Source organism: Roseobacter sp. N2S (assembly GCF_031454055.1).
Lineage (GTDB): Bacteria > Pseudomonadota > Alphaproteobacteria > Rhodobacterales > Rhodobacteraceae > Amylibacter.
The window spans coordinates 260,626-279,438 of sequence record NZ_JAVDQB010000003.1 but is presented as its reverse complement, the minus strand read 5'-3'; the positions used below and the strand labels follow the sequence as shown (position 1 = coordinate 279,438).

General features: G+C 56.3%; 13 protein-coding genes. 2 read left to right on the top strand and 11 right to left on the bottom strand.

Annotated features, from left to right (window positions below):
- Positions 1-6: 6 nt before the first annotated feature.
- Positions 7-1,029: an ABC transporter substrate-binding protein gene (locus GGE09_RS10390; RefSeq protein WP_309746052.1), complete on the bottom strand. Its 1,023-nt coding sequence runs from the start codon at positions 1,027-1,029 to the stop codon at positions 7-9.
- Between the two features lie 63 nt (positions 1,030-1,092).
- On the bottom strand, positions 1,093-1,773 hold the full coding sequence (locus GGE09_RS10385; protein ID WP_309746051.1) for a GntR family transcriptional regulator: 681 nt from the start codon (positions 1,771-1,773) through the stop codon (positions 1,093-1,095).
- A 289-nt stretch (positions 1,774-2,062) separates the two neighbouring features.
- Between GGE09_RS10385 and GGE09_RS10380 the strand changes: the two genes are divergently transcribed.
- Positions 2,063-2,545: a MarR family winged helix-turn-helix transcriptional regulator gene (locus tag GGE09_RS10380; RefSeq protein WP_309746050.1), complete on the top strand. Its 483-nt coding sequence runs from the start codon at positions 2,063-2,065 to the stop codon at positions 2,543-2,545.
- A 65-nt stretch (positions 2,546-2,610) separates the two neighbouring features.
- Here GGE09_RS10380 and mdoH read toward each other — a convergent pair whose 3' ends face one another.
- The 9 genes from mdoH to GGE09_RS10335 all read right to left on the bottom strand — a co-directional run bounded on the left by mdoH (position 2,611) and on the right by GGE09_RS10335 (position 16,794).
- Positions 2,611-4,500, bottom strand: a complete 1,890-nt coding sequence (gene mdoH / locus GGE09_RS10375) for a glucans biosynthesis glucosyltransferase MdoH (protein WP_309746049.1) — start codon at positions 4,498-4,500, stop codon at positions 2,611-2,613.
- Positions 4,497-5,684, bottom strand: a complete 1,188-nt coding sequence (locus GGE09_RS10370) for an OpgC domain-containing protein (protein ID WP_309746048.1) — start codon at positions 5,682-5,684, stop codon at positions 4,497-4,499. Before GGE09_RS10370 ends, mdoH begins: the two co-directional genes overlap by 4 nt.
- Before the next feature lie 40 nt (positions 5,685-5,724).
- Positions 5,725-7,098, bottom strand: coding sequence for a tetratricopeptide repeat protein (locus GGE09_RS10365; protein WP_309746047.1), 1,374 nt, complete (start codon positions 7,096-7,098; stop codon positions 5,725-5,727).
- A 182-nt stretch (positions 7,099-7,280) separates the two neighbouring features.
- Positions 7,281-8,903, bottom strand: a complete 1,623-nt coding sequence (locus tag GGE09_RS10360; RefSeq protein WP_309746046.1) for a thiamine pyrophosphate-binding protein — start codon at positions 8,901-8,903, stop codon at positions 7,281-7,283.
- Positions 8,904-8,967: 64 nt separating this feature from the next.
- Positions 8,968-9,798 carry an alpha/beta fold hydrolase gene (locus GGE09_RS10355; RefSeq protein ID WP_309746045.1) on the bottom strand — a complete coding sequence of 277 codons (831 nt, stop codon included), beginning with the start codon at positions 9,796-9,798 and terminating at the stop codon, positions 8,968-8,970.
- Between the two features lie 11 nt (positions 9,799-9,809).
- Positions 9,810-10,244 (bottom strand): rhodanese-like domain-containing protein, encoded by a 435-nt coding sequence (locus GGE09_RS10350; RefSeq protein ID WP_309746044.1) that lies wholly within the window; start codon positions 10,242-10,244, stop codon positions 9,810-9,812.
- Positions 10,245-10,763, bottom strand: a complete 519-nt coding sequence (locus GGE09_RS10345; RefSeq protein ID WP_309746043.1) for a YHS domain-containing (seleno)protein — start codon at positions 10,761-10,763, stop codon at positions 10,245-10,247. It lies immediately after the preceding gene.
- Between the two features lie 314 nt (positions 10,764-11,077).
- Entirely contained in the window at positions 11,078-12,256 is a 1,179-nt protein-coding gene (locus tag GGE09_RS10340) for an FAD-dependent monooxygenase (protein WP_309746041.1), read from the bottom strand.
- Between the two features lie 98 nt (positions 12,257-12,354).
- Positions 12,355-16,794, bottom strand: a complete 4,440-nt coding sequence (locus GGE09_RS10335) for a LamG-like jellyroll fold domain-containing protein (protein WP_309746040.1) — start codon at positions 16,792-16,794, stop codon at positions 12,355-12,357.
- Between the two features lie 376 nt (positions 16,795-17,170).
- On the opposite strand from GGE09_RS10335, the gene GGE09_RS10330 reads away from it, so the two are divergent.
- Positions 17,171-18,811, top strand: coding sequence for a sulfatase-like hydrolase/transferase (locus GGE09_RS10330; protein WP_309746039.1), 1,641 nt, complete (start codon positions 17,171-17,173; stop codon positions 18,809-18,811).
- Positions 18,812-18,813: the final 2 nt, after the last annotated feature.

Below are 18,813 nucleotides of genomic sequence, written 5' to 3'. Positions count from 1 at the left end.
GCTGGTTTAGGCCTTAATGGTTTCCACGTAGGACGCGTCAACAAGTGTGTCCAAAGTGATATCCGCATCCACCAGATTTTCCGATTGGAACCATTTCAACTGATCCTCGATCGACGCCACATTCAAGGCTGCGTTCTTGTTCAGACGCATGGTGCCGTTGATGATAGAGGGGGCAGCTTTTTCCAGCGGACGATCCGTGTAGACGTATTTATGGATCAGTTCGACCATGTCATTCATCGCCGCGTCGCCACCGGTTTTTTCGATCATCGCGTTGTTGTAATCGTCAACCCCTTTGGAATACCCACCAAGGAAGCTTTCGGTCATACCCCGTTCATCTGCCGCATTCTTGGCTGAAGTAAACACTGTAGTGACCTGATAATTCGGAATATAATCCGCAACATTGCCGATGATGTGCACAGCACCCGATCCCGCCAGAGGCTTGGCGATATGGGGGACGATAGACCAGGCATCAATCTGGCCGGATTTCAGTGCGCCGATGATGGCCCCGACTTTTTGCAACGGTTTGAAGCTGACGTTTGCATTCTCGGCCGCCGCAACTTTTGCACCCATGTAATGGAAAGAGGACCCTGCCGTGGAAATCCCGAAGGTTTTGCCGTCCAGCCCCGAAGGATCGGTCAGACCTGCCTGAAAAGCTGCGTCCGAGGCCAGGATTTTCTGCCCGTCGATACCCGCTTCTTCAGACAAAGACCCGCCGATCACTTTAATCGCGCCTTTTTGCGCCAGCGAAATCAACCCGCCAGACACAGCCGTCACCGCGTAATCCACATCGCCCGAGGCAATGGCCACTGCCATTGGTTGCGCGGCCTGAAAGAATTTAAATTCTACATCCAGTCCCGCGTCTTTGAAATAGTCCCGCTCAAAGGCAACAAAACTGCCCGAATGGGATGTAAAGCGCAGTGCGCCCACAGTGATCTTCTTGTTGCTGGCCAAAGCCGGTGCTGCCAATGTCGAGGCCGCGGCAGCGCCCCCCATCAGGATCAGTGCCTTACGGCGGTTCAAAGTAATCATGGTTTCCTCCCAGTGATTCAAGTTTAGTGGTGAATTAAGTTATTATTCACGGGTAAATCTGTGTCAGGCCGTGTTCGGCTCTGCCCGTAGTTCTGCTTCGATATCCTCGGTTAAAACCTGCAGCGCGGCGACTGTGTCCCGTTGAAGCACGGCATCCAGCAGGGCTTGTTGACGGGCTTTACGACGGGCAAAATCCAGATTGCCCTCGCGCAGCAGGGCCAGCCGAAAGCGGCGGGATTGGTTGAAAAACTTGGCCTGCATATCAATAAGACGAGGCGACCCAGAGGCATCAATCAAGGTAGCAGCAAAGGTTTTGCAGGCTTCATCCCAAGTCAACGCAGTCAGGTCATCGGGCGTGGTTGCTACGGCAATTTCGGCCTTTTGCAAAGCGTGATGTGCGGCCATAACGCGACCCTCCCACTGTACATCGCCGTATTCAAGCGCCAGTTCCAGCCCCGCCTTTTCAATTTGGCCACGCACCATGATGATGTCGCGCAGATCGTCCTCGGTGGCGGATGTCACGCGGAACCCCCGCTGGGCTGTTGCTTCTACCAGACCTTCGGCAGACAGCAGACGCAGGGTTTCGCGCATGGAATGGTTCGAGCCGCCATAACGCTGGCGCAACTGTTCGATTTTCAGCTTTTGATCCGGCATCAGACTGCCAAACGAGATATCCCGACGCAGGGCCGCAGCCAGCATCGCAACAATCGTTTCATCCTCTCCCGTCGTGCGCTTAAAGATCATCTTATCCGTCATTTTGCAAAATGTTGGATGTTTTTGCGGCCAATCCCCGCTTAGGTCAACATCAAATCCGCCCCCACTCTGAGTCGACCCGTTAACCTTAGGTTGGGTTGAGAATTCGTGTACCAACCATGGGTGAATTTCCAGATTTATCGACATGGGAAAATTGTTGCAAAATGGGTAAAATATTAAAAAATATTGGTGTTTTATACGTCTTGCCAAACTTTGTTGACACATCAACTTAAAATACAGTGTATGCGGGCGAGACAATATTGAGAGAGCACGTTCAAATATGGAAGATTCAGTCGAATACTCCGCACAAGCGCAACCGGATGTCCCGCTGAACCGGCTGGTGACCTATAGAATTGCGCGCTTGCATGCCAAGTTGAACTCTCAGGCGACCCGAATACTAAAGGAAAACGGAAAACTGACGCTGATGCAGTGGCGGGTTCTGGTGATTGTGAACGCGACCGAAGACGCCACCCATTCGAAAATTGCTACCAAAACTCAAATTGACGGGGGGCAGATCAGCCGCTGCGTAAAATCAATGATCGCAGCCGATTTACTGTCGGCAGAAGTGCATCCCACCGACCACCGTCAAGTCAATTTACGCATGACACCGAAATCCACAGCCATGTTTCAACAGGCCCTGCCCGCCATGCGCAAACGCCAGTCTTATTTCGGGAAGGCCCTGCCAAAAGAACAACATGACGTTCTGATCACCGCGTTCGACACATTGGACGCAATGACAGAGCTGAGTGTTTTTCCAGACTGATCCGGTTCTTGCGCCCTTGTGACTGTCACACCTCACAAAAGCGCAAAAACCGATAGATCACCGCTTTATTCTGCCGCCATTGGAACGGGTTCCGGACGGGCCAGCATCTCTGCCAGCTTGTCCCGCTGGATAAACGCCGATTGCAGAATTTCAGGCAGCTTCAGGTCTTGGGCTGTCATCAAAGCGACAGTCCCATTCTTGCGCCGCAGATTCAGGCCGCTAATAGCGGACATGGGGACAGCAAGCAGCAAACTGACACCGATGGGCAGCAGCCACAAGGTAATCATTCCGCTCGCAATGCCCACCATCAGCACGAGCCCGAAAGCAGTTTCCACCCTATGGAACCGCAGCATATCAGGCAGGGAATACCCCGTTTGATAGCGCTTTTGCAGCCCCCAGCTTTCATGCCGCCCCAGACAAATCCGAATGATTGCTATGGTTTGCTGTATCATCATTACAGGGGCTACCGCGATCGAGCCGATGACCTCCATCGCGAAAGACCCACAAAACCGCCATGTGCCGCCAAAGCCCTTGCGTTGCTCGGGATCAGATAGAACTAATGCAGCGCCTGCGAATTTCGGAGCCAATAGCAAGACATAGACAAAAGCCAACATCCAGACCGTGCCTTGGGTTAGAAACGACTGTCCTACCTGCCCGCCAGCATCGGGTGTCAATTGCGGCGTGGAATACGCAACAAGGCTGGCTGAAATCCAGATCAACACCAGCGCAAACCACGCAGGCGACATCAGATAACTTAGCGCGTTATGCCCCATGTGAAACCGCGAAACAGGGTGAAAACCCTTGCGCCACAGAATCCGCAGATGCTGCATGTTTCCCTGACACCAACGACGGTCTCGCAGGATGTAATCAATCAGGGTGATCGGGATTTCTTCAAAACTATCCGTCACTTCCGGAACAATCCGCACCCCCCAGCCTGCACGGCGCAACAATGCGGCCTCTACGAAGTCATGGGAATAGATCAGAGTGTGCTTGCCACCGCGCGCAGGCAGATACGGCAGCCCCGCACAATCGGCGAAGGCGCGTACACGCATGATCGCGTTATGGCCGATGTAATTCCCCTCTCGCACGGACCAAAAGGCCAGTCCCTCGGCAGGCAGATGGCCAAAGGCAGCCCCTGCGAATTGTTGGAGGCGGCCAAACAGGCTGTGCGCACCAAAATGCTTGGGATTGCTTTGCACCAGCGCCAGCGTCGGATCAGAGCCGAGCGCATCCGCCAGCCCGACCATGCCATGCTGGCTCATCACGCTATCCGCATCAAGCACCAGCATCGCATCATAACCGCCGCCCCAATTGGTAATCCAATCACGCAGGTTTCCGGTCTTACGATCCGCATTGTTATGACGGCGGCGATAAAACAGGCGACCTTGCTCTGCGACCATCCCCATGGCGCGTTCTTCTTGCAGGGCAATCGCCTCGTCCTGCGTATCGCTTAGAATGAAAAACGTAAATTCATGATCCGAGGATTGACCTGTCAGATCATCCATCATGGCTTTGACATTGCCAAAAACGTGGATTGGACTTTCATTGTAAATTGGCACTAAAACCGCGATACTTAGCGGGCTTATCCCGTCAATTTGTGGCTTTTGTGCAATAAATTCCCGCGCCAGCCCCGCCACTGTATGGGCCACAACCAGTGTGATCCAGAAGAAAGTGACCCCCACCAGAAACAGCCAGACGGATTCAATCAGGTTAAACCCGTCAGCGGATTGCCAGCTATAGAACACGCCAATCATAGCGCCTGTCAACACCAGCGCAGGCCCGCCAATCAAGGCGCGTTTGACCCAGTCCATCGGATTTCGTTTCACACCCGGCGCGTTTGGATCTGTAAACGGCTGGTCAAAATCCTGCGCCGGCATTGCCAGTGGGCTGCGCGGTGGCATCCACGCGACGGCCGCGTCAAGTTTGTGTTCAATTGAAATGGGATGCGTATTCATTGCGCCACCTGTTTGTTACGCCAAGGTTGGGATTTGAACCAGCCCGCCAGATAGGCAACGCCGACAATCAACCCAAAACCGATCAGATTGCCCAGCAACACGACCGAAGTCGCGCGCCCGAGCTGATCAAAACCAAAACCGATAATCCGTGCCAAAACCATTGAGACCATAAAGACCGCCAAGGATTGCTGCCCCACTTTCAGGATCAACCGCAGCACAAACCGCCAGGCCGCTGCCGCAAGCCCGCTTCCCGTGGCTAGCAACCGCGTGCCACCCTGCCCTGCGATGGCCCAGCCCAGATAGGCCAGAGCCATAAAATGGACATACCGCAGCACACCGAAATCGGTTTTCTGGGTCAGGAAGTGAATGTCTTTCGCGATAGATTTCAACTCGGGCACCGCATTCAGAATGCGGAAATAGGCAAAGGGCACGGTTGCCAGCACAAAAACGACCGCCAAAGCCACCAGCCCCCAATGGAACCGCGGTTGGGGCAACCAGCCCGACATCAATGCAAAACCGGTGAAAAACACCAATTGCCAGCCGAAAGGATTAAAGAACCATTCCCGATCGGTCCAAGGCTCTGCCGGCATCATTAACACGTCAAAGTTCGCCCCGAGCCAGACAGCCAGCACAAAGCCAACAGCAAAGCCAGTGTGCAATTTTTGCAAACCGACCACCACAGGCATCATCGCCAGTATGCCGATATACATGGGCAAAACGTCGAAATAATTCGGCACATAAGTCAGCGTCATCAGCCCCACCAGATTGGCGGGAGTTTCGTCAAAAAACGGCCAAAGGTTCAGGTCGCCCACATAGTCTTTTTCGAAAGCCCCCGTGCCGTTCAGAAGGGCGACAAATGTGGCGATCATCAAAAATACGCCGATATGGGCCCAGTAAACCTGCCAGATGCGCAGGGCCACGCGCGCCGTGCCCATCCACCAGCCTTTGTTGCGAAAAGCCGAGCCAAAGGCGATGGCCGAGGCCATGCCCGAACAGAACACAAAAATCTCGGTCGCGTCCGAAAAGCCAAAGCGCGCAGGAATCCACAAGGCAGGCACATTGCCCGGAATATGGGCGATCAAAATGATGAACATGGCCAGCCCGCGATAAAAGTCCAGACGCGGGTCGCGCGTGCGAATTTGGCGCGTATGTGCCGAAGGGTTGTCACCCAGTTGCGAGGTCATAGAGGTTTGTTTCCGTTGGGATATATCATATCAAATGCCGTTATTCAGCAGCGACAGTGCGCAGGGTTTTCGCGTCTGTCAGGCCTTTGGCGATCATTTCGAAACGTACTGCAGCATAACGATCCTCTGCGCCATCCCGTTTTGCACATCTTTCCTTCAAAATGCCTTTTGCCTCGTTCAAAAAGCCCCCGCGAATGGCGGAATCGATGGTCAGCCGCTCAAAAACATCTCTTTGAGCATGGCTGCCCCCTGCCAGTTGCAGGTTTTGGCGCGCTTTGGACAGGTTCAGAAAGGCAGATTCGTAATTGGCATCGCCAAAAGCCTCTAGTCCTGCTGCGGCGGCCAGCCCCGGATCAGCCATGGTTTGCCCCAGATCAGTCCCACGGTTTTGCGCGTCTTTGGCAAGACGGGCGGTGATGTCGCGCACTGCTTTCGCACGGTCGTCGCGCACCAGCGCCATCAGATAATGCAGATCGGCAAAGATCAAACAGCCGTCCTGCGTGCGGTTTTCCGAAAGATCGGCCAGTTCTTCCCAACGGTGACCCACGTCAACCCCGTCCAGTTCCAACCGGCTGAGCAGCGACGTTGCGTTGGAAATATCCCGATAGTCGTCAGTTTTGTCTTTGCGGATTTCCGTGTCATACAGCGCAAGTACCTGCGCCACGTCCCCCTGATCCAGATGCATCAACGCCTTGTGCCACCAAACGTGATAGCGGAAATTATTACAGTGCGACCACGCCTCTTCCCGTCCTGACAGCCAATCCAAACCCGCTTTGGCGTTGGCGGTCATGTCAAACACATGGGCCACCGCATGCAGCCCCCAAGCATCGTCTTTGGCAAAGGTTAACCCTTTCAGCCCTGCCAGTTGCGCCCGCGCGTAATCGCCGGTTTCTTCCAGTGCAAAGGCGTAGCAGCCCATCACATAGCCATAGGCCGCGTGGTCCTCGCCGTAGTGGGGCAATGCCGCTTCGATAGACTGCCGCATGCCGCTGGCATCGCCCACCACAAAGCCTAACCCGTGGCTTATTTTCAGGGCCAACGCATCTTGTGGATGGCTGCGCAGAACCGTTTCCATACACTCTCGCGCGGCACGGATTTGACCGTTCAGGCACTGCCCCAGCGCGGTTACAAACAACTGTTCACGCGCCGTCACTGGCGCTTGGCGTAAAGCTGCCTGCGCCGTGGTTAGCGCCTCTTGTGCCGTTTGAACCAGCTCGCGCCGGCTGAGCATCATGTAAAACAGACCTTTGACTGCATGGCCCATTGCAAAGCCGGGTTCTGCCGTCAGAACGGCCGCCAAATAGGTCGGCGTCGCGGCTGAATGCGCCAGAAAGGCCAGTTGCATTCGATCCCAATCATCCCGCGTTGACGGGCTGTCCAACGAGACATCATTTCCAAAAATATCTGTGAGCATGCGGTTCCCTTTTTACGTCCCCCGACAAGAGGGCCTCCTATTGGATTAAACCGCTTTTGGATTTCGCAAAATGGCTGGGACAAGCAGATAACGTGCAAGTGAACCGCCGTGTGTAAAATCGGCGAAACTTGCAGGTTTTTGCCGTAAAACAAGGGGAATGACGGCGTAATCTTGCCTAAAACTTAGATCCTGCCGTCATAGCTGCCCCGTTCTATTACAGCCGCGATCAAGGTAAAAGCCGGCGCTGTGCGGGCCTGTTCCATCGCAGTGCGCAGATCAGCGCGGTTTGACACGGTAACACCATTGCCGCCAAAGGCCCGCGCGATGGCAGCGTAGTCATGGACGGCGAAATCCACCCCCTGATTTTGCATCTGGTTCTGACGTTGTTTCAATTCGATCAGGGCAAGGCTGGCATCCACGAACACCACAAAAATCGGCGCGATTTTCAGCTCTGCTGCGGTGGCCAGTTCCCCTGCCACCATCAAGAACCCCGCATCCCCTGAAAAGGACACCACATCCCGATCCGGTGACGCCAGCTTTGCGCCAATCGCCAGAGGCACTGCGCAGCCCATGGTGCAAAACCCCGAAGATTGCATCAATGCGCGGGGTTCATGACAGGTCCACATTTGCGACAGTAAAATACGGTGCGCGCCACTGTCTGCCGTGGCCAAAGCTGTATCCGGCAGTGCTTTGCGGCATTCGTCGATTACCGCCGCAGGCCCCCAAAGGTCATCTGTCGGGAATGCCTGTGCCAATGCGGTCTTTACCGCTGCTACTTGTCCGTTTTCCCATGTTTTCTGCGCGCGCAGGCCTGTCCCCAAAAGGTCCAGCGTTTGCCCTATATGGGCGATAAAATTCACCCCCGCCTGATGCATATAATGGTCGTTCGGAGTGGACGAAATATCAATCACGGGGGTTTGGTCTGGATTCCATATCTCGCGCCAGCCGGGGCGCATTTCAATCGGGTCATAGCCAGCGCAGATCACCAGATCAGCGGATTCGATCAGTGGGATCAAATGACCATCGGCCAAAGGCGACAACCCCGCCCCGCCAAGGCACAACGGGTGGGTTTCCGCCACAATGCCTTTGGCTTTATAGGTGGTCACAAAAGGCACGCCGAAGCTTTCACAAAACGCTGCGATTTGCGGGCCTGCGGCATCATTCATCGCATCCAGCCCGACGATCATCACAGGGCGTTTGGCCTGCGCCAGCCAGTCCCGCGCTTGGGTAAGGTCTGAACTGGACGAAGGCACTACGGGGGCTGCAACCGCGCGGCGGCGCAGCCTTGGCAGGGTGACGGTTGCACCCGCCACGGCAATCGGCACATCAATGTGCACCGGACCAAGGCGGGGCTGTGTGGCCAACCCAATGGCACGGTCCGCAATGATGTCACAGCTCTGCACTGTCAGGCGAAACGATTGTTTGGTGATCGCGGAAAACACCGCACTATGGTCCATCACTTGATGGGTATAGGTCATGGCCTCATCCGCATCCACGCAGCCAGTCAGCACGATCAGCGGCACCCGATCTTGCAGGGCGTTGGCGATGGCATTCACCCCGTTCATCGCCCCGGGCCCAAGGGTCGCCACCAAAATTCCGGGCGCACCTGTGCGGTGGTATTCGGCTTCGGCCATGAAGGCGGCGCTGTTTTCGTGTTTCACCAGTATGAATTCAATGCCAGCCCGCACCAGCGCGTCGATCAGGGTTAAAACCTCGCCTCCGGGCATGCCAAAGGCGCGGCGGCAGCCCGCTTGGTACAAACGTTCAGCCAGATAATCAGCGGCACGGCGGGAGGGATTTGACATAGGGTTAAAGGCCTTCGTTTTCATGGTTTTGGGGACTTAATCCGGATTCGCGCGGATGGACGGACTATTCTGGCACAGCTGCATCAAACCAATCCAGCGCCATTTCGGCCCAGCCCTCGGGCACCACATGGCCGCCGTCAAAAAGCGCCAGTTCCAACGCGCTGTTCGGGCTGCATTCGGTCCAACTGCGCCGCCAGAACGGGGCGGCTGTGTCAAAGCTATCGGCACGGGGTTGTTCGCATGTGTTGGTGCTGGCCCAAAGGCTCATGGCGTAGAACACATCGCCTTGGGTGAATCCCGATCCAACGGTGCGTCCTTCCAGCGGGACGGTGCCATCGCGCCAGCCATGGGTGTGCAACAGGCGCACGGGGGCGGCGCATTCTGTGGGATGGGGCCGCCAAAAACTGCCACTGACGGGGGCAAAAGCCGTGGCAATATCAGGGGTCTGGCAGGCCAGATAGCTGGTCATTGACCCACCGATGGAAAATCCTGCCAGCAACACGCGGTCCGGGTTCAGGTTAAACCGCGTAGCAGCATCCTTGATAACCGCACCGATGAAGGCGGCTTCATCCCGTCCGCTGTTGCGCTGGGGGTGAAAATTCCAACTGGTGTTTCTGCCGCGCATCAGCGCGTTCGGGGCGATGATCGCAAAGCCTCGGTCCAGAATCGGCTGCACCATAGATTTCCGCCCCAGCGATCCGTTGCCGTTGCCGCCATAGCCGTGCAAGAACACCACCATCGGGGCATTCTCCGGGGCGTTCGGGGGGAGTTTTACTTCGTAGTTGCCCTCGGCAATCACGCAGGAGTCAGGTTTATCACCACAATTTGCCAGCGCGGCGGTTGTGCTGACAGACAGCCCCAAAGCGGCTATCACAGCCAATGTGATCGTTTTCACACAATCCCTTTCTATTTCACCAACGGCAGGCCAAGTTCAATCCAGCCAATCCCCGCATCAGAGCCTAGCATACCTTCTGGCACATCCAGAACCCTGTCAAATCCCGCCGCAACAAGCTGATCCGCCACCCGTTTGGAGCGCACGCCGCGGGCGCAAATCACTGCCACAGGGCGGCTGCGATCCCCGCCCATATGCGCATCCAGCGCGGCGATAAAATCAGGACGCCGCATATCCAGCCGATAGGCCCCCGCGCCGCTGCCTGTGTAAAGCCATTCATCGGGGCGGCGAATATCCAACAGGGTAATCTGCCCGTTTGCCGCCATATCATAGGCTTGCTCTACATTTATTGTCGTGCTGTCTTGGGCCCTTACAGAGTGAAGGCCAGACAGTATCACAGCCCCGAGAACGAGGCTGCGACGCGTAATATAGCCAGCTCTTATGCGCATTTAATCCGCAACAGGGGCTTGCGAGGTATAAAACGGAATGGTCCGGTCAGAGGCCGCCTTAGGCTCTAGCCCGGGCCAATTGCCTTCGGACTTTTTCAGGTTGCCACTGATGTCTTCTTCCCAAAACCCCACCACGTCTTGGGTCACATTCAGGTATAGTTTGCCATCCACAATACGCCACAGGTTCGGATTGCCCGGAACCTTGCCCTGCTGCGCCACTCCGTAAGCGCAGTGGCCGTCATATTGGGGCACGTAAGCCGCAGGATCGGCGACGAATTTGTCGCGATTTTCTTCGCTCGCAAAGGCCCAAGTCGCGCCGTTATACTCCGCCGTTATGGATTTCTTGCCATTCACAGCAGGGGATTGTGGTGTGCCAACCGCAGATTGTTCCATGTCAAAATAAGCCACCACATCATGGCCCGAAACGGCAAATTGCGTTTCGTCCAGATATTGCGGGCCAGCCCAAGCCAAAACAGGTGCTGTCACGGCGACAAAGGCCAGAGGGAGTAAGCGTTTCATTATCGAGGTTTCCTTTTCCAGATCAAGGATCACTAGGGACTGAAACGGATTTTAAAGATAGCCTGCCTCACACGAAATTGAGCGAACGTCAGCGGCTGCGCAAAAGGCTATGCTGAACGGCTTTGGGCGGCTAGGGGGTGGGAACAGCGAAACAGCGGCACGGGATCGGGACTGGCAGCCTGCCAATGATTTCACACGAACCGCCGAGGCGTTGTATGCGTTGTTCGAAAGCTGGCAGCCGTGGATATCTGGCGATACCAGTAATGCGCTCCGCGCGGAGGTATTTCGGCTCAAAAGAAGACGTTGCGGGGGTTTTATGACAGGACGGTTGTGGCGTTATAGCCGTAGACTTCATCAAAGGGCCGCAGGGCGAGGCGCTCTGAAAGCTGCCCTGCGACAGCCAATTTCAGGCGGGGCAGCAGGCCATTGGCAAAACCCGTTTGATGAAACAGCGCCCCGTTTGATCGGGCACGGGCTTGCAAGCGGCTGGTACGGGGTTTGCGCAATGCGGTGTAACGGGTCAGCGCGGTTGTCGCGTCTTTTTCGGTTGCAACGCAGCGAGCCAGAACAAAAGCATCTTCAATTGCCATAGCCGCCCCCTGAGCCATGAAGGGCAATGTGGGGTGGCAGGCATCACCGAGCAGCCCGATGGGGCCTTCGGACCAAAAAGGCAGAACAGGACGGTCAAACAGCGCCCATAAAAAGGGTTGTTTTACCCCTGCCAACAGGGTTTGCACCTTGGGGTGCCAGCCCGCAAAAGCGGTTTGTAACTGGGCAGGATCGCCTTGCTCGGTCCAACTGGGGTTATGCCAGTTGTCCCGTTCCTCGACCGCCACGAAATTCACCAGATCGCCGCCCCGCAGGTAATAGGTGACCAGATGTTTGCCCTGCCCCACCCAGACAGAGGCATCCGGCCCGATCAACCCTTTTGGCAAGTCAGCCGTCCGCACAGACCCGCGCCAAGCCACTTGCCCCGTAAAGCGAACAGGCAGGTTCAGGTGCATCTGTGCCCCAATGGCAGAGCGGATGCCATCTGCGCCAATTGACAGGTCAGCGGATTGTTCCTCTCCTGCCACCATCAACCCTGTCTTTGTATAACCTGTTACCGCTTGGCCCAATTTGAATGTGACCCCAAGGCGCTGTGCTTCTTGGTACAAGATTGCCTGCACATCGGCGCGGTGCACATGCAGATACGGTGCTCCGTATAGCGGGTGGCAGACTGCGCGCAGCGGTAGATTTACGCGGTCGCGCCCTGTTACTCCGTCTATCACACGCGCCCGCTCTGGTGCGAAGGCGACGGCTTGTAAAGCCTCCTCGATACCGAGCGCGGCCATGACACGCATGGCGTTGGGGCTAAGTTGCAGACCTGCCCCGACCTCGGTCAGTTCTGTGGCTTGTTCGTAAACGCAAACTGTGACGCCTTGGCGCGCCAGTGCAATGGCGGCGGTCAACCCGCCGATCCCTGCGCCTGCGATATTTGCACTGCGGATCATTGGGCGCTGTCCTGCGGATTAAGGTTCGTATCGGGTTTGGTCATGGCCCTGCCTAACAAGATCACCGTCCCAATCCAACACTGCTTTCGTGTCACAGCTTACAGCAGGCTATCAAAGGTGACTGTTTGATCCGCAAACACCAGCCTGTCGATATCGCTGAGCACATCGCGCCCTTCATACAAGCCATCACTGCCCCCGTTGGCGCGATCTGTTACGATCAAACGGGTCACATCTGCACCGCGGGCGGAATTGAAATACGTATTGGTTTCAAAGGTGTAGTTGGCAAGGTCGCCCATGAAATGCACAGTGTCGCCTTTGCTGGTGCCACCATCGCCCCACGATTGCCCATAGATATAGTCATCCCCGATGCCACCAAAAAAATGATCCGCGCCACTGTCGCCGCGCAACTCGTCATGGCCGGACCCCCCAAACAGCCTGTCATTATCCGTGCCGCCCGCCAGATTGTCGTCATCTGCGCCGCCATCCAGCCAGTCCCGACCGGAATCGCCGTAGAGCACATCCTCGCCTGCGCCACCCCAAAGGTGATCATCATTGCTGTTGCCATCCAGCAGATCATTGCCATTGCGCCCGATCAAAATGTCAGCCGCAGAACCGCCAGACAGGGTTTCACTGGCGCCGGTACCGATCTGCACATCCGAAACAGCCACCTTAACATCGTCAAAGGCCAGATAGTCAATCTTACCGCCGATCTTATCCCCTGACACCTGCAAAGCCCCGTCGATCATTGCAAAGTCAAAGGCATCCGCATTGCCTGTAAAGGTAGCGAAACCGTCGCGCGGGGCATTCCCTGCAATCACATGGTCCGCCAACTGGCCTTTGTAGACAGAAAAATCGGTGATCGTTCCGTCCAACCTTGAATGGATCGAATTGATTTCCCCTGCGTCCGAGGCCCAACCCGTGCCGCCCACAACCAACCCTTCGCCGTTTTGCGCCCAATTATGGGCATAGGCGGTTTCATAGGCTTGCTTCACCCCGTCCAGATACAGTGCCGCCCCCTGATCCCCAAGGCTGAGCGCGAAATCATAGGTAACCCCTGCCTGCACCACGCCTTTGGCCACCAGATATTTTGACCCTTCGGGCGATTGCAGACGCACCAACAGGTCGCCGTCTTCATTAACCCAAACGGTGGTGTGGCCCTTGCCATCCCCGTCTGCGTCTTTGGAAAACAACGCCTGCCCCATGTTCAGTGTATTGACGTTGAACGATAGGGACACCGTCAGCGCTGCCATTTTCAGCTGTGGCGCATTTTCAAACCCCATGGCGCTTTTCTTGTCAGAGGCAAAGGTAAAGCTGCCGGGTATCACGAATTTTGGCGTGGCACCGCCCAGTGTATCCACCGCTGATGCGTCTTTCAGAACCGATGGCGTGAAAGACTTGATCTCATTCGCCCCCACTTTTGCGGGTTTCAGCGCCTCTTGCAGGTCGTCGATTGTGGTGATGATGCCATAGGCGGGGCTGGCGGTGTGTTCGATGTCGGCTTGGGTGATCAGATCGCCGTAGACGGTGATGGTGCCAAGCTGGTCGTCGTTATGGGCACCGCCCCCCGAACCTTGGTCGGAATAGAGCGCGATGATTGAATGATCCATCACCCCGTCGCCATTTGCATCCCCGTAAGTGACCGAGGAAATCTGCGTGGTGTGGCCCTCAACCACGATGCGGTCGCCCTCTGCGCGGGAAAAATCGGTGACAATATCATTGCCCAGATGATCCACCCAATGGTCGTGCAGCTTGTCGTTTTCGCCCGCAACCCCGTGCCAGTTTATGATGCCGTCACTGTTGGTGTGCTTTTCGATATAGCGTTTCTTGGCGTTGATAAGGGTTTGAAAGTAAAACACATCTGCGCCGGATCCGCCGGTCAGAATATCATCGCCGGGGATCGGTTGGTTGGGGTACAGCTTGCCATCCGTCAACTCGTTCATCGGGTCGGATTCATCGCGGTCGGCGTCATAGAAAATCTTCGGCTCGCGCGCATCGGCCTGACTGATCAACAGGTCGTTGCCGCCCCCGCCGAACAGGCGATCTTCGCCGTGGCCGCCGTCCAGAACATCCGCGCCGCCCCCGCCAATCAAGCGGTCTGCGCCGTAGCTGCCCTGCAGGAAATCTGCGCCCCCCTTGCCGTTGATCCGGTCATCGCCAAACTGCCCGTTCAGCCCGTCAGAGCCGCCGCTGCCGTTCAGTTTATTGTCTCCGTTGCTGCCCGATTTCAGCGTCACATCCATCGGCATGTGGCCGTGCGGGCTAACGCCGAAACCCTCGATAATTTCCTGCAAATTGTCCGAGGCATGGTGCAATTGGGTGAAAACCGGCATCAAATCCGCCATATCCAGCGCCATTCCTGCGGCCATTCCGGTGCCCATATCGGAATATTGCGCCAGTCGGGCCACGTCTGCGCTAGAGAGCTGGCTGTCAAACACCATCACTTCACCCACAGAGCCCGTCATCAGGCTGTGCGCAGCATCGGACCCGTGATCCCGCCACGCCCGCGTGCCGCCGATCACCAGATTTTGCGTGTTGGCTGAAAGCCCCTCTTTGAACTCCGGCTCGGCTGCGGCCAGCACACCGTCCAGCCAGATCATCAGCCCGTCTTTGCCAAAAGACACCGCAAAATGATAATCCTGATCCGCCGCCAGCACCAGATCAGGCACCCGCATCCACAGATTGCCGTCCGCGCCCTCCATCGAAACGATCACCTGACCGTCCTTCAACCAAACCGTAAACCCGCCCGAGGTTTCCCCGTCCAAGTCCTTGGACACCAGCGCCATCGTGCCCGGCAATGACGGCAGATTAAAACTGAGGGAAAGGGTCACATTGCGGGCTTCAAGGGATGCGAAATGCCCCACATCCATATAGTCACCCGCTTCGCCGCTTAGTTCAGCGGTTTCGGAAATTTCAACCACTGGGGTTTTACCGCTGCCAAGATTAACATTCAGAGCCTCTGGCAAGTTGTTGGATTTATAGCCTTTAATGACATTCTCGCCCACTTTTGCGGGTTTCAGCGCCTCTTGCAGGTCGTCGATTGTGGCGATGATGCCATAGGCGGGGCTGGCGGTGTGTTCTATGTCGGCTTGGGTGATCAGATCGCCGTAAACCGTGATGGTGCCAAGCCGGTCGTCGTTATGGGCGCCGCCCCCTGAACCTTGGTCGGAATAGAGCGAAATGATTGAATGATCCATCACCCCGTCGCCATTTGCATCCCCGTAAGTGACCGAGGAAATCTGCGTGGTGTGGCCCTCAACCACGATGCGGTCGCCCTCTGCGCGGGAGAAATCGGTGACGATATCATTGCCCAGATGATCCACCCAATGGTCGTGCAGCTTATCGTTTTCGCCTGCAACACCGTGCCAGTTTATGGTGCCGTCACTGTTGGTGTGCTTTTCGATATAACGTTTCTTGGCGTTGATAAGGGTTTGAAAGTAAAACACATCTGCACCGGCGCCACCCGTCAGAATGTCATCGCCCGGGATCGGTTGGTCGGGGTACAGCTTGCCATCCGTCAACTCGTTCATCGGGTCGGATTCATCGCGGTCGGCGTCAAAGAAAATCTTCGGCTCGCGCGCATCGGCCTGACTGATCAACAGGTCGTTGCCGCCCCCGCCGAACAGGCGATCTTCGCCGTGGCCGCCGTCCAGAACATCCGCGCCGCCCCCGCCAATCAAGCGGTCCGCGCCGTAGTTGCCCTGCAGGAAATCTGCGCCCCCCTTGCCGTTGATCCGGTCATCGCCAAACTGCCCGTTCAACCCGTCAGAACCGCCGCTGCCGTTCAGTTTATTGTCTCCGTTGCTGCCCGATTTCAGCGTCACATCCATCGGCATATGGCCGTGCGGGCTAACGCCGAAACCCTCGACAATTTCCTGCAAATTGTCCGAGGCATGGTGCAATTGGGTGAAAACCGGCATCAAATCCGCCATATCCAGCGCCATTCCTGCGGCCATGCCCGTACCCATATCGGAATATTGTGCCAGTCGCGCCACATCCGCGCTGGAAAGCTGGCTGTCAAACACCATCACTTCACCGACCGAGCCCGTCATCAGACTGTGCGCAGCATCGGACCCGTCATCCCGCCATGCCCGCGTGCCGCCGATCACCAGATTTTGCGTGTTGGCTGAAAGCCCCTCTTTGAATTCCGGCTCGGCTGCGGCCAGCACACCGTCCAGCCAGATCATCAGCCCGTCTTTGCCAAAAGACACCGCAAAATGGTAATCCTGATCCGCCGCCAGCACCAGATCGGGCACCCGCATCCAAAGATTACCGTCCTCACCCTCCATCGAGACGATCACCTGACCGTCCTTTAGCCAAACCGTAAACCCGCCCGAGGATTCCCCGTCCAAGTCCTTGGACACCAGCGCCATCGTGCCCGGCAATGACGGCAGATTAAAGCTGAGGGAAAGGGTCATCACATCGCTTGCCAAGGCCTTTTTGTGATCAATATCGATCACGTCCTCAATCGTGCCAGACATTTGGAACGTCTTGTCTTTCACGATAATTGGATTCAAATCGGCTGGAAACGACACTGGCATATTAGGACTCCTGATCCGTGTTGTCTGCCCCTGCCCGCGGATAGTCCTGCGGTCCAAATGGGGCGTGATTATGGCGTTTGCAGCCTTGAGCCCCGTTAGGTGCCAAAAAAATACCGACTGTGGCTGCTTGCACCCGGCTCTTGCGATTCAACCACTAGTAGACTGTGCCACCCCCAAGGCCTACCCGCTAAAAATGAGGGAGCAAGTATCCGCCGAACCATAGGTTTTCTGCGCATAATCCAGCCAAATGGTCTGACGATATCTGTGGAATTGCTCAGGTCGTTAACAGATTAAGCGGTTGCCGATCCCGTAGGATATTCGCTAGACTGCCCCAGATAACTGCCAAAGAAACTGTGCCAAATTTCAGGAGCCACCCGTGAATATTCTGTTTATCATGTATGACCAATTGCGCTTTGATTACCTGAGTTGCGCCGGGCATCCCCATATGCACACGCCGAACTTTGACCGGGTGGCGGCAAAAGGCGTGCGGTTCAGCAATGCTTATGTGCAATCGCCGATCTGCGGGGCCTCTCGTATGTGTTATTACACGGGGCGGTATGCGGCGTCCCACGGGGCGCAATGGAACGGCTTCCCGCTGCGTGTGGGTGAGGTCACAATCGGCGATCACCTGCGCAAACTGGGGATGAACAGCTGGATCATCGGCAAGACCCATATGCAAGCCGACGCCGAGGGCATGGCCCGTTTGGGCTTGTCGCCTGACAGCCAGATCGGGGCGCGGCAAGCCGAGTGCGGCTTTGACAACTGGTGCCGTGATGACGGGCTTTGGGCCCAAGGACCAGACGGTTTTTATGACGAAAAAAGATCACCTTACAACGAATACCTAAAGTCAAAAGGCTACCCCAGCGAGAACCCTTGGTCGGATTTTGCCAATGCGGGGATCACCGATGAACAGATCGCCAGCGGCTGGATGTTTCGCAACGCCGACCAGCCCGCCAACATCCGCGAGGAGGACAGCGAGACCCCTTGGCTCACCTCTGAGACCATCCGTTTTGTGGAGGAAGCCGAAGGCCCTTGGATGGCCCATGTTTCCTTCATCAAACCCCATTGGCCCTATATTGTACCCGCACCTTATCACAATATGTACGGGTCCAACCACGTGCCAGCTCCGCGCCGTCATGACATGGAGCGGGACAATCCCCACCCTGTTTACGGCGCCTATATGGAAAACAAAATCGCCAGCGCCTTTCAGCGTGAAGAGGTGCGCCAAAAGGTCATTCCCGCCTATATGGGACTGATCAAACAATGTGATGACCAACTGGGGCGTCTGCTGGATCATCTGGAAGCCACGGGAAAAATGGACGACACCATGATCGTTCTGACCTCGGATCACGGGGATTATCTGGGGGATCACTGGCTGGGGGAAAAGGATTTGTTCCACGAACAATCGGTCAAGGTGCCGATGATCCTTTTTGATCCCCGCCCCGAAGCTGATACGACCCGCGGCACTGTTAACGACGCGCTAGTGGAAAGCATTGATCTGGCCGCTACCTTTGTTGAAGCCGCAGGTGGTACTGTGCCCGATCACATCATCGAAGGCCGTTCGCTGCTGCCTTGGCTACACGGTGAAACGCCTGACTGGCGAAAATATGTGATTTCGGAATATGATTTCTCGGCCACGCCACAGGCCGCAAAACTGGGGTTGGAGCCGCGTGATGCCCGCCTGTTCATGGTTTTCGATGGGCGGTTCAAGATGATGCACACGGCTGCGGGGTATCGCCCCATGTTGTTTGATCTGGAAACCGATCCTGATGAATTCGTCGATCTGGGCGAAAGCCCCGATCACGCAGCCACGCTGGAACGGCTTTACAGCCACCTGCACGAGTGGGGCCTGCGCATGAGCCAGCGGGTCACCAAATCCGAGGAGGCCATTCGCCAAAGCCGCGGCAGATCCGGCCGGAAAGGCGTCATGCCATTCCTCTATGACGGCAGTGAAGTCCCAGAGGACTGGACCAAATTCTACCGTGGCCCAGCGCCAAAGGATTACACAAACGACTAGGG

Bases quoted from the DNA above. Each gene is read 5' to 3' on its own strand.
- GGE09_RS10370 (WP_309746048.1), bottom strand. From the start codon at position 5,684: ATGACCTCGCAACTGGGTGACAACCCTTCGGCACATACGCGCCAAATT.
- GGE09_RS10365 (WP_309746047.1), bottom strand. From the start codon at position 7,098: ATGCTCACAGATATTTTTGGAAATGATGTCTCGTTGGACAGCCCGTCA.
- GGE09_RS10385 (WP_309746051.1), bottom strand. From the start codon at position 1,773: ATGATCTTTAAGCGCACGACGGGAGAGGATGAAACGATTGTTGCGATG.
- GGE09_RS10360 (WP_309746046.1), bottom strand. From the start codon at position 8,903: ATGTCAAATCCCTCCCGCCGTGCCGCTGATTATCTGGCTGAACGTTTG.
- GGE09_RS10380 (WP_309746050.1), top strand. From the start codon at position 2,063: ATGGAAGATTCAGTCGAATACTCCGCACAAGCGCAACCGGATGTCCCG.
- GGE09_RS10345 (WP_309746043.1), bottom strand. From the start codon at position 10,763: ATGAAACGCTTACTCCCTCTGGCCTTTGTCGCCGTGACAGCACCTGTT.
- GGE09_RS10335 (WP_309746040.1), bottom strand. From the start codon at position 16,794: ATGCCAGTGTCGTTTCCAGCCGATTTGAATCCAATTATCGTGAAAGAC.
- GGE09_RS10340 (WP_309746041.1), bottom strand. From the start codon at position 12,256: ATGATCCGCAGTGCAAATATCGCAGGCGCAGGGATCGGCGGGTTGACC.
- mdoH (WP_309746049.1), bottom strand. From the start codon at position 4,500: ATGAATACGCATCCCATTTCAATTGAACACAAACTTGACGCGGCCGTC.
- GGE09_RS10390 (WP_309746052.1), bottom strand. From the start codon at position 1,029: ATGATTACTTTGAACCGCCGTAAGGCACTGATCCTGATGGGGGGCGCT.
- GGE09_RS10350 (WP_309746044.1), bottom strand. From the start codon at position 10,244: ATGCGCATAAGAGCTGGCTATATTACGCGTCGCAGCCTCGTTCTCGGG.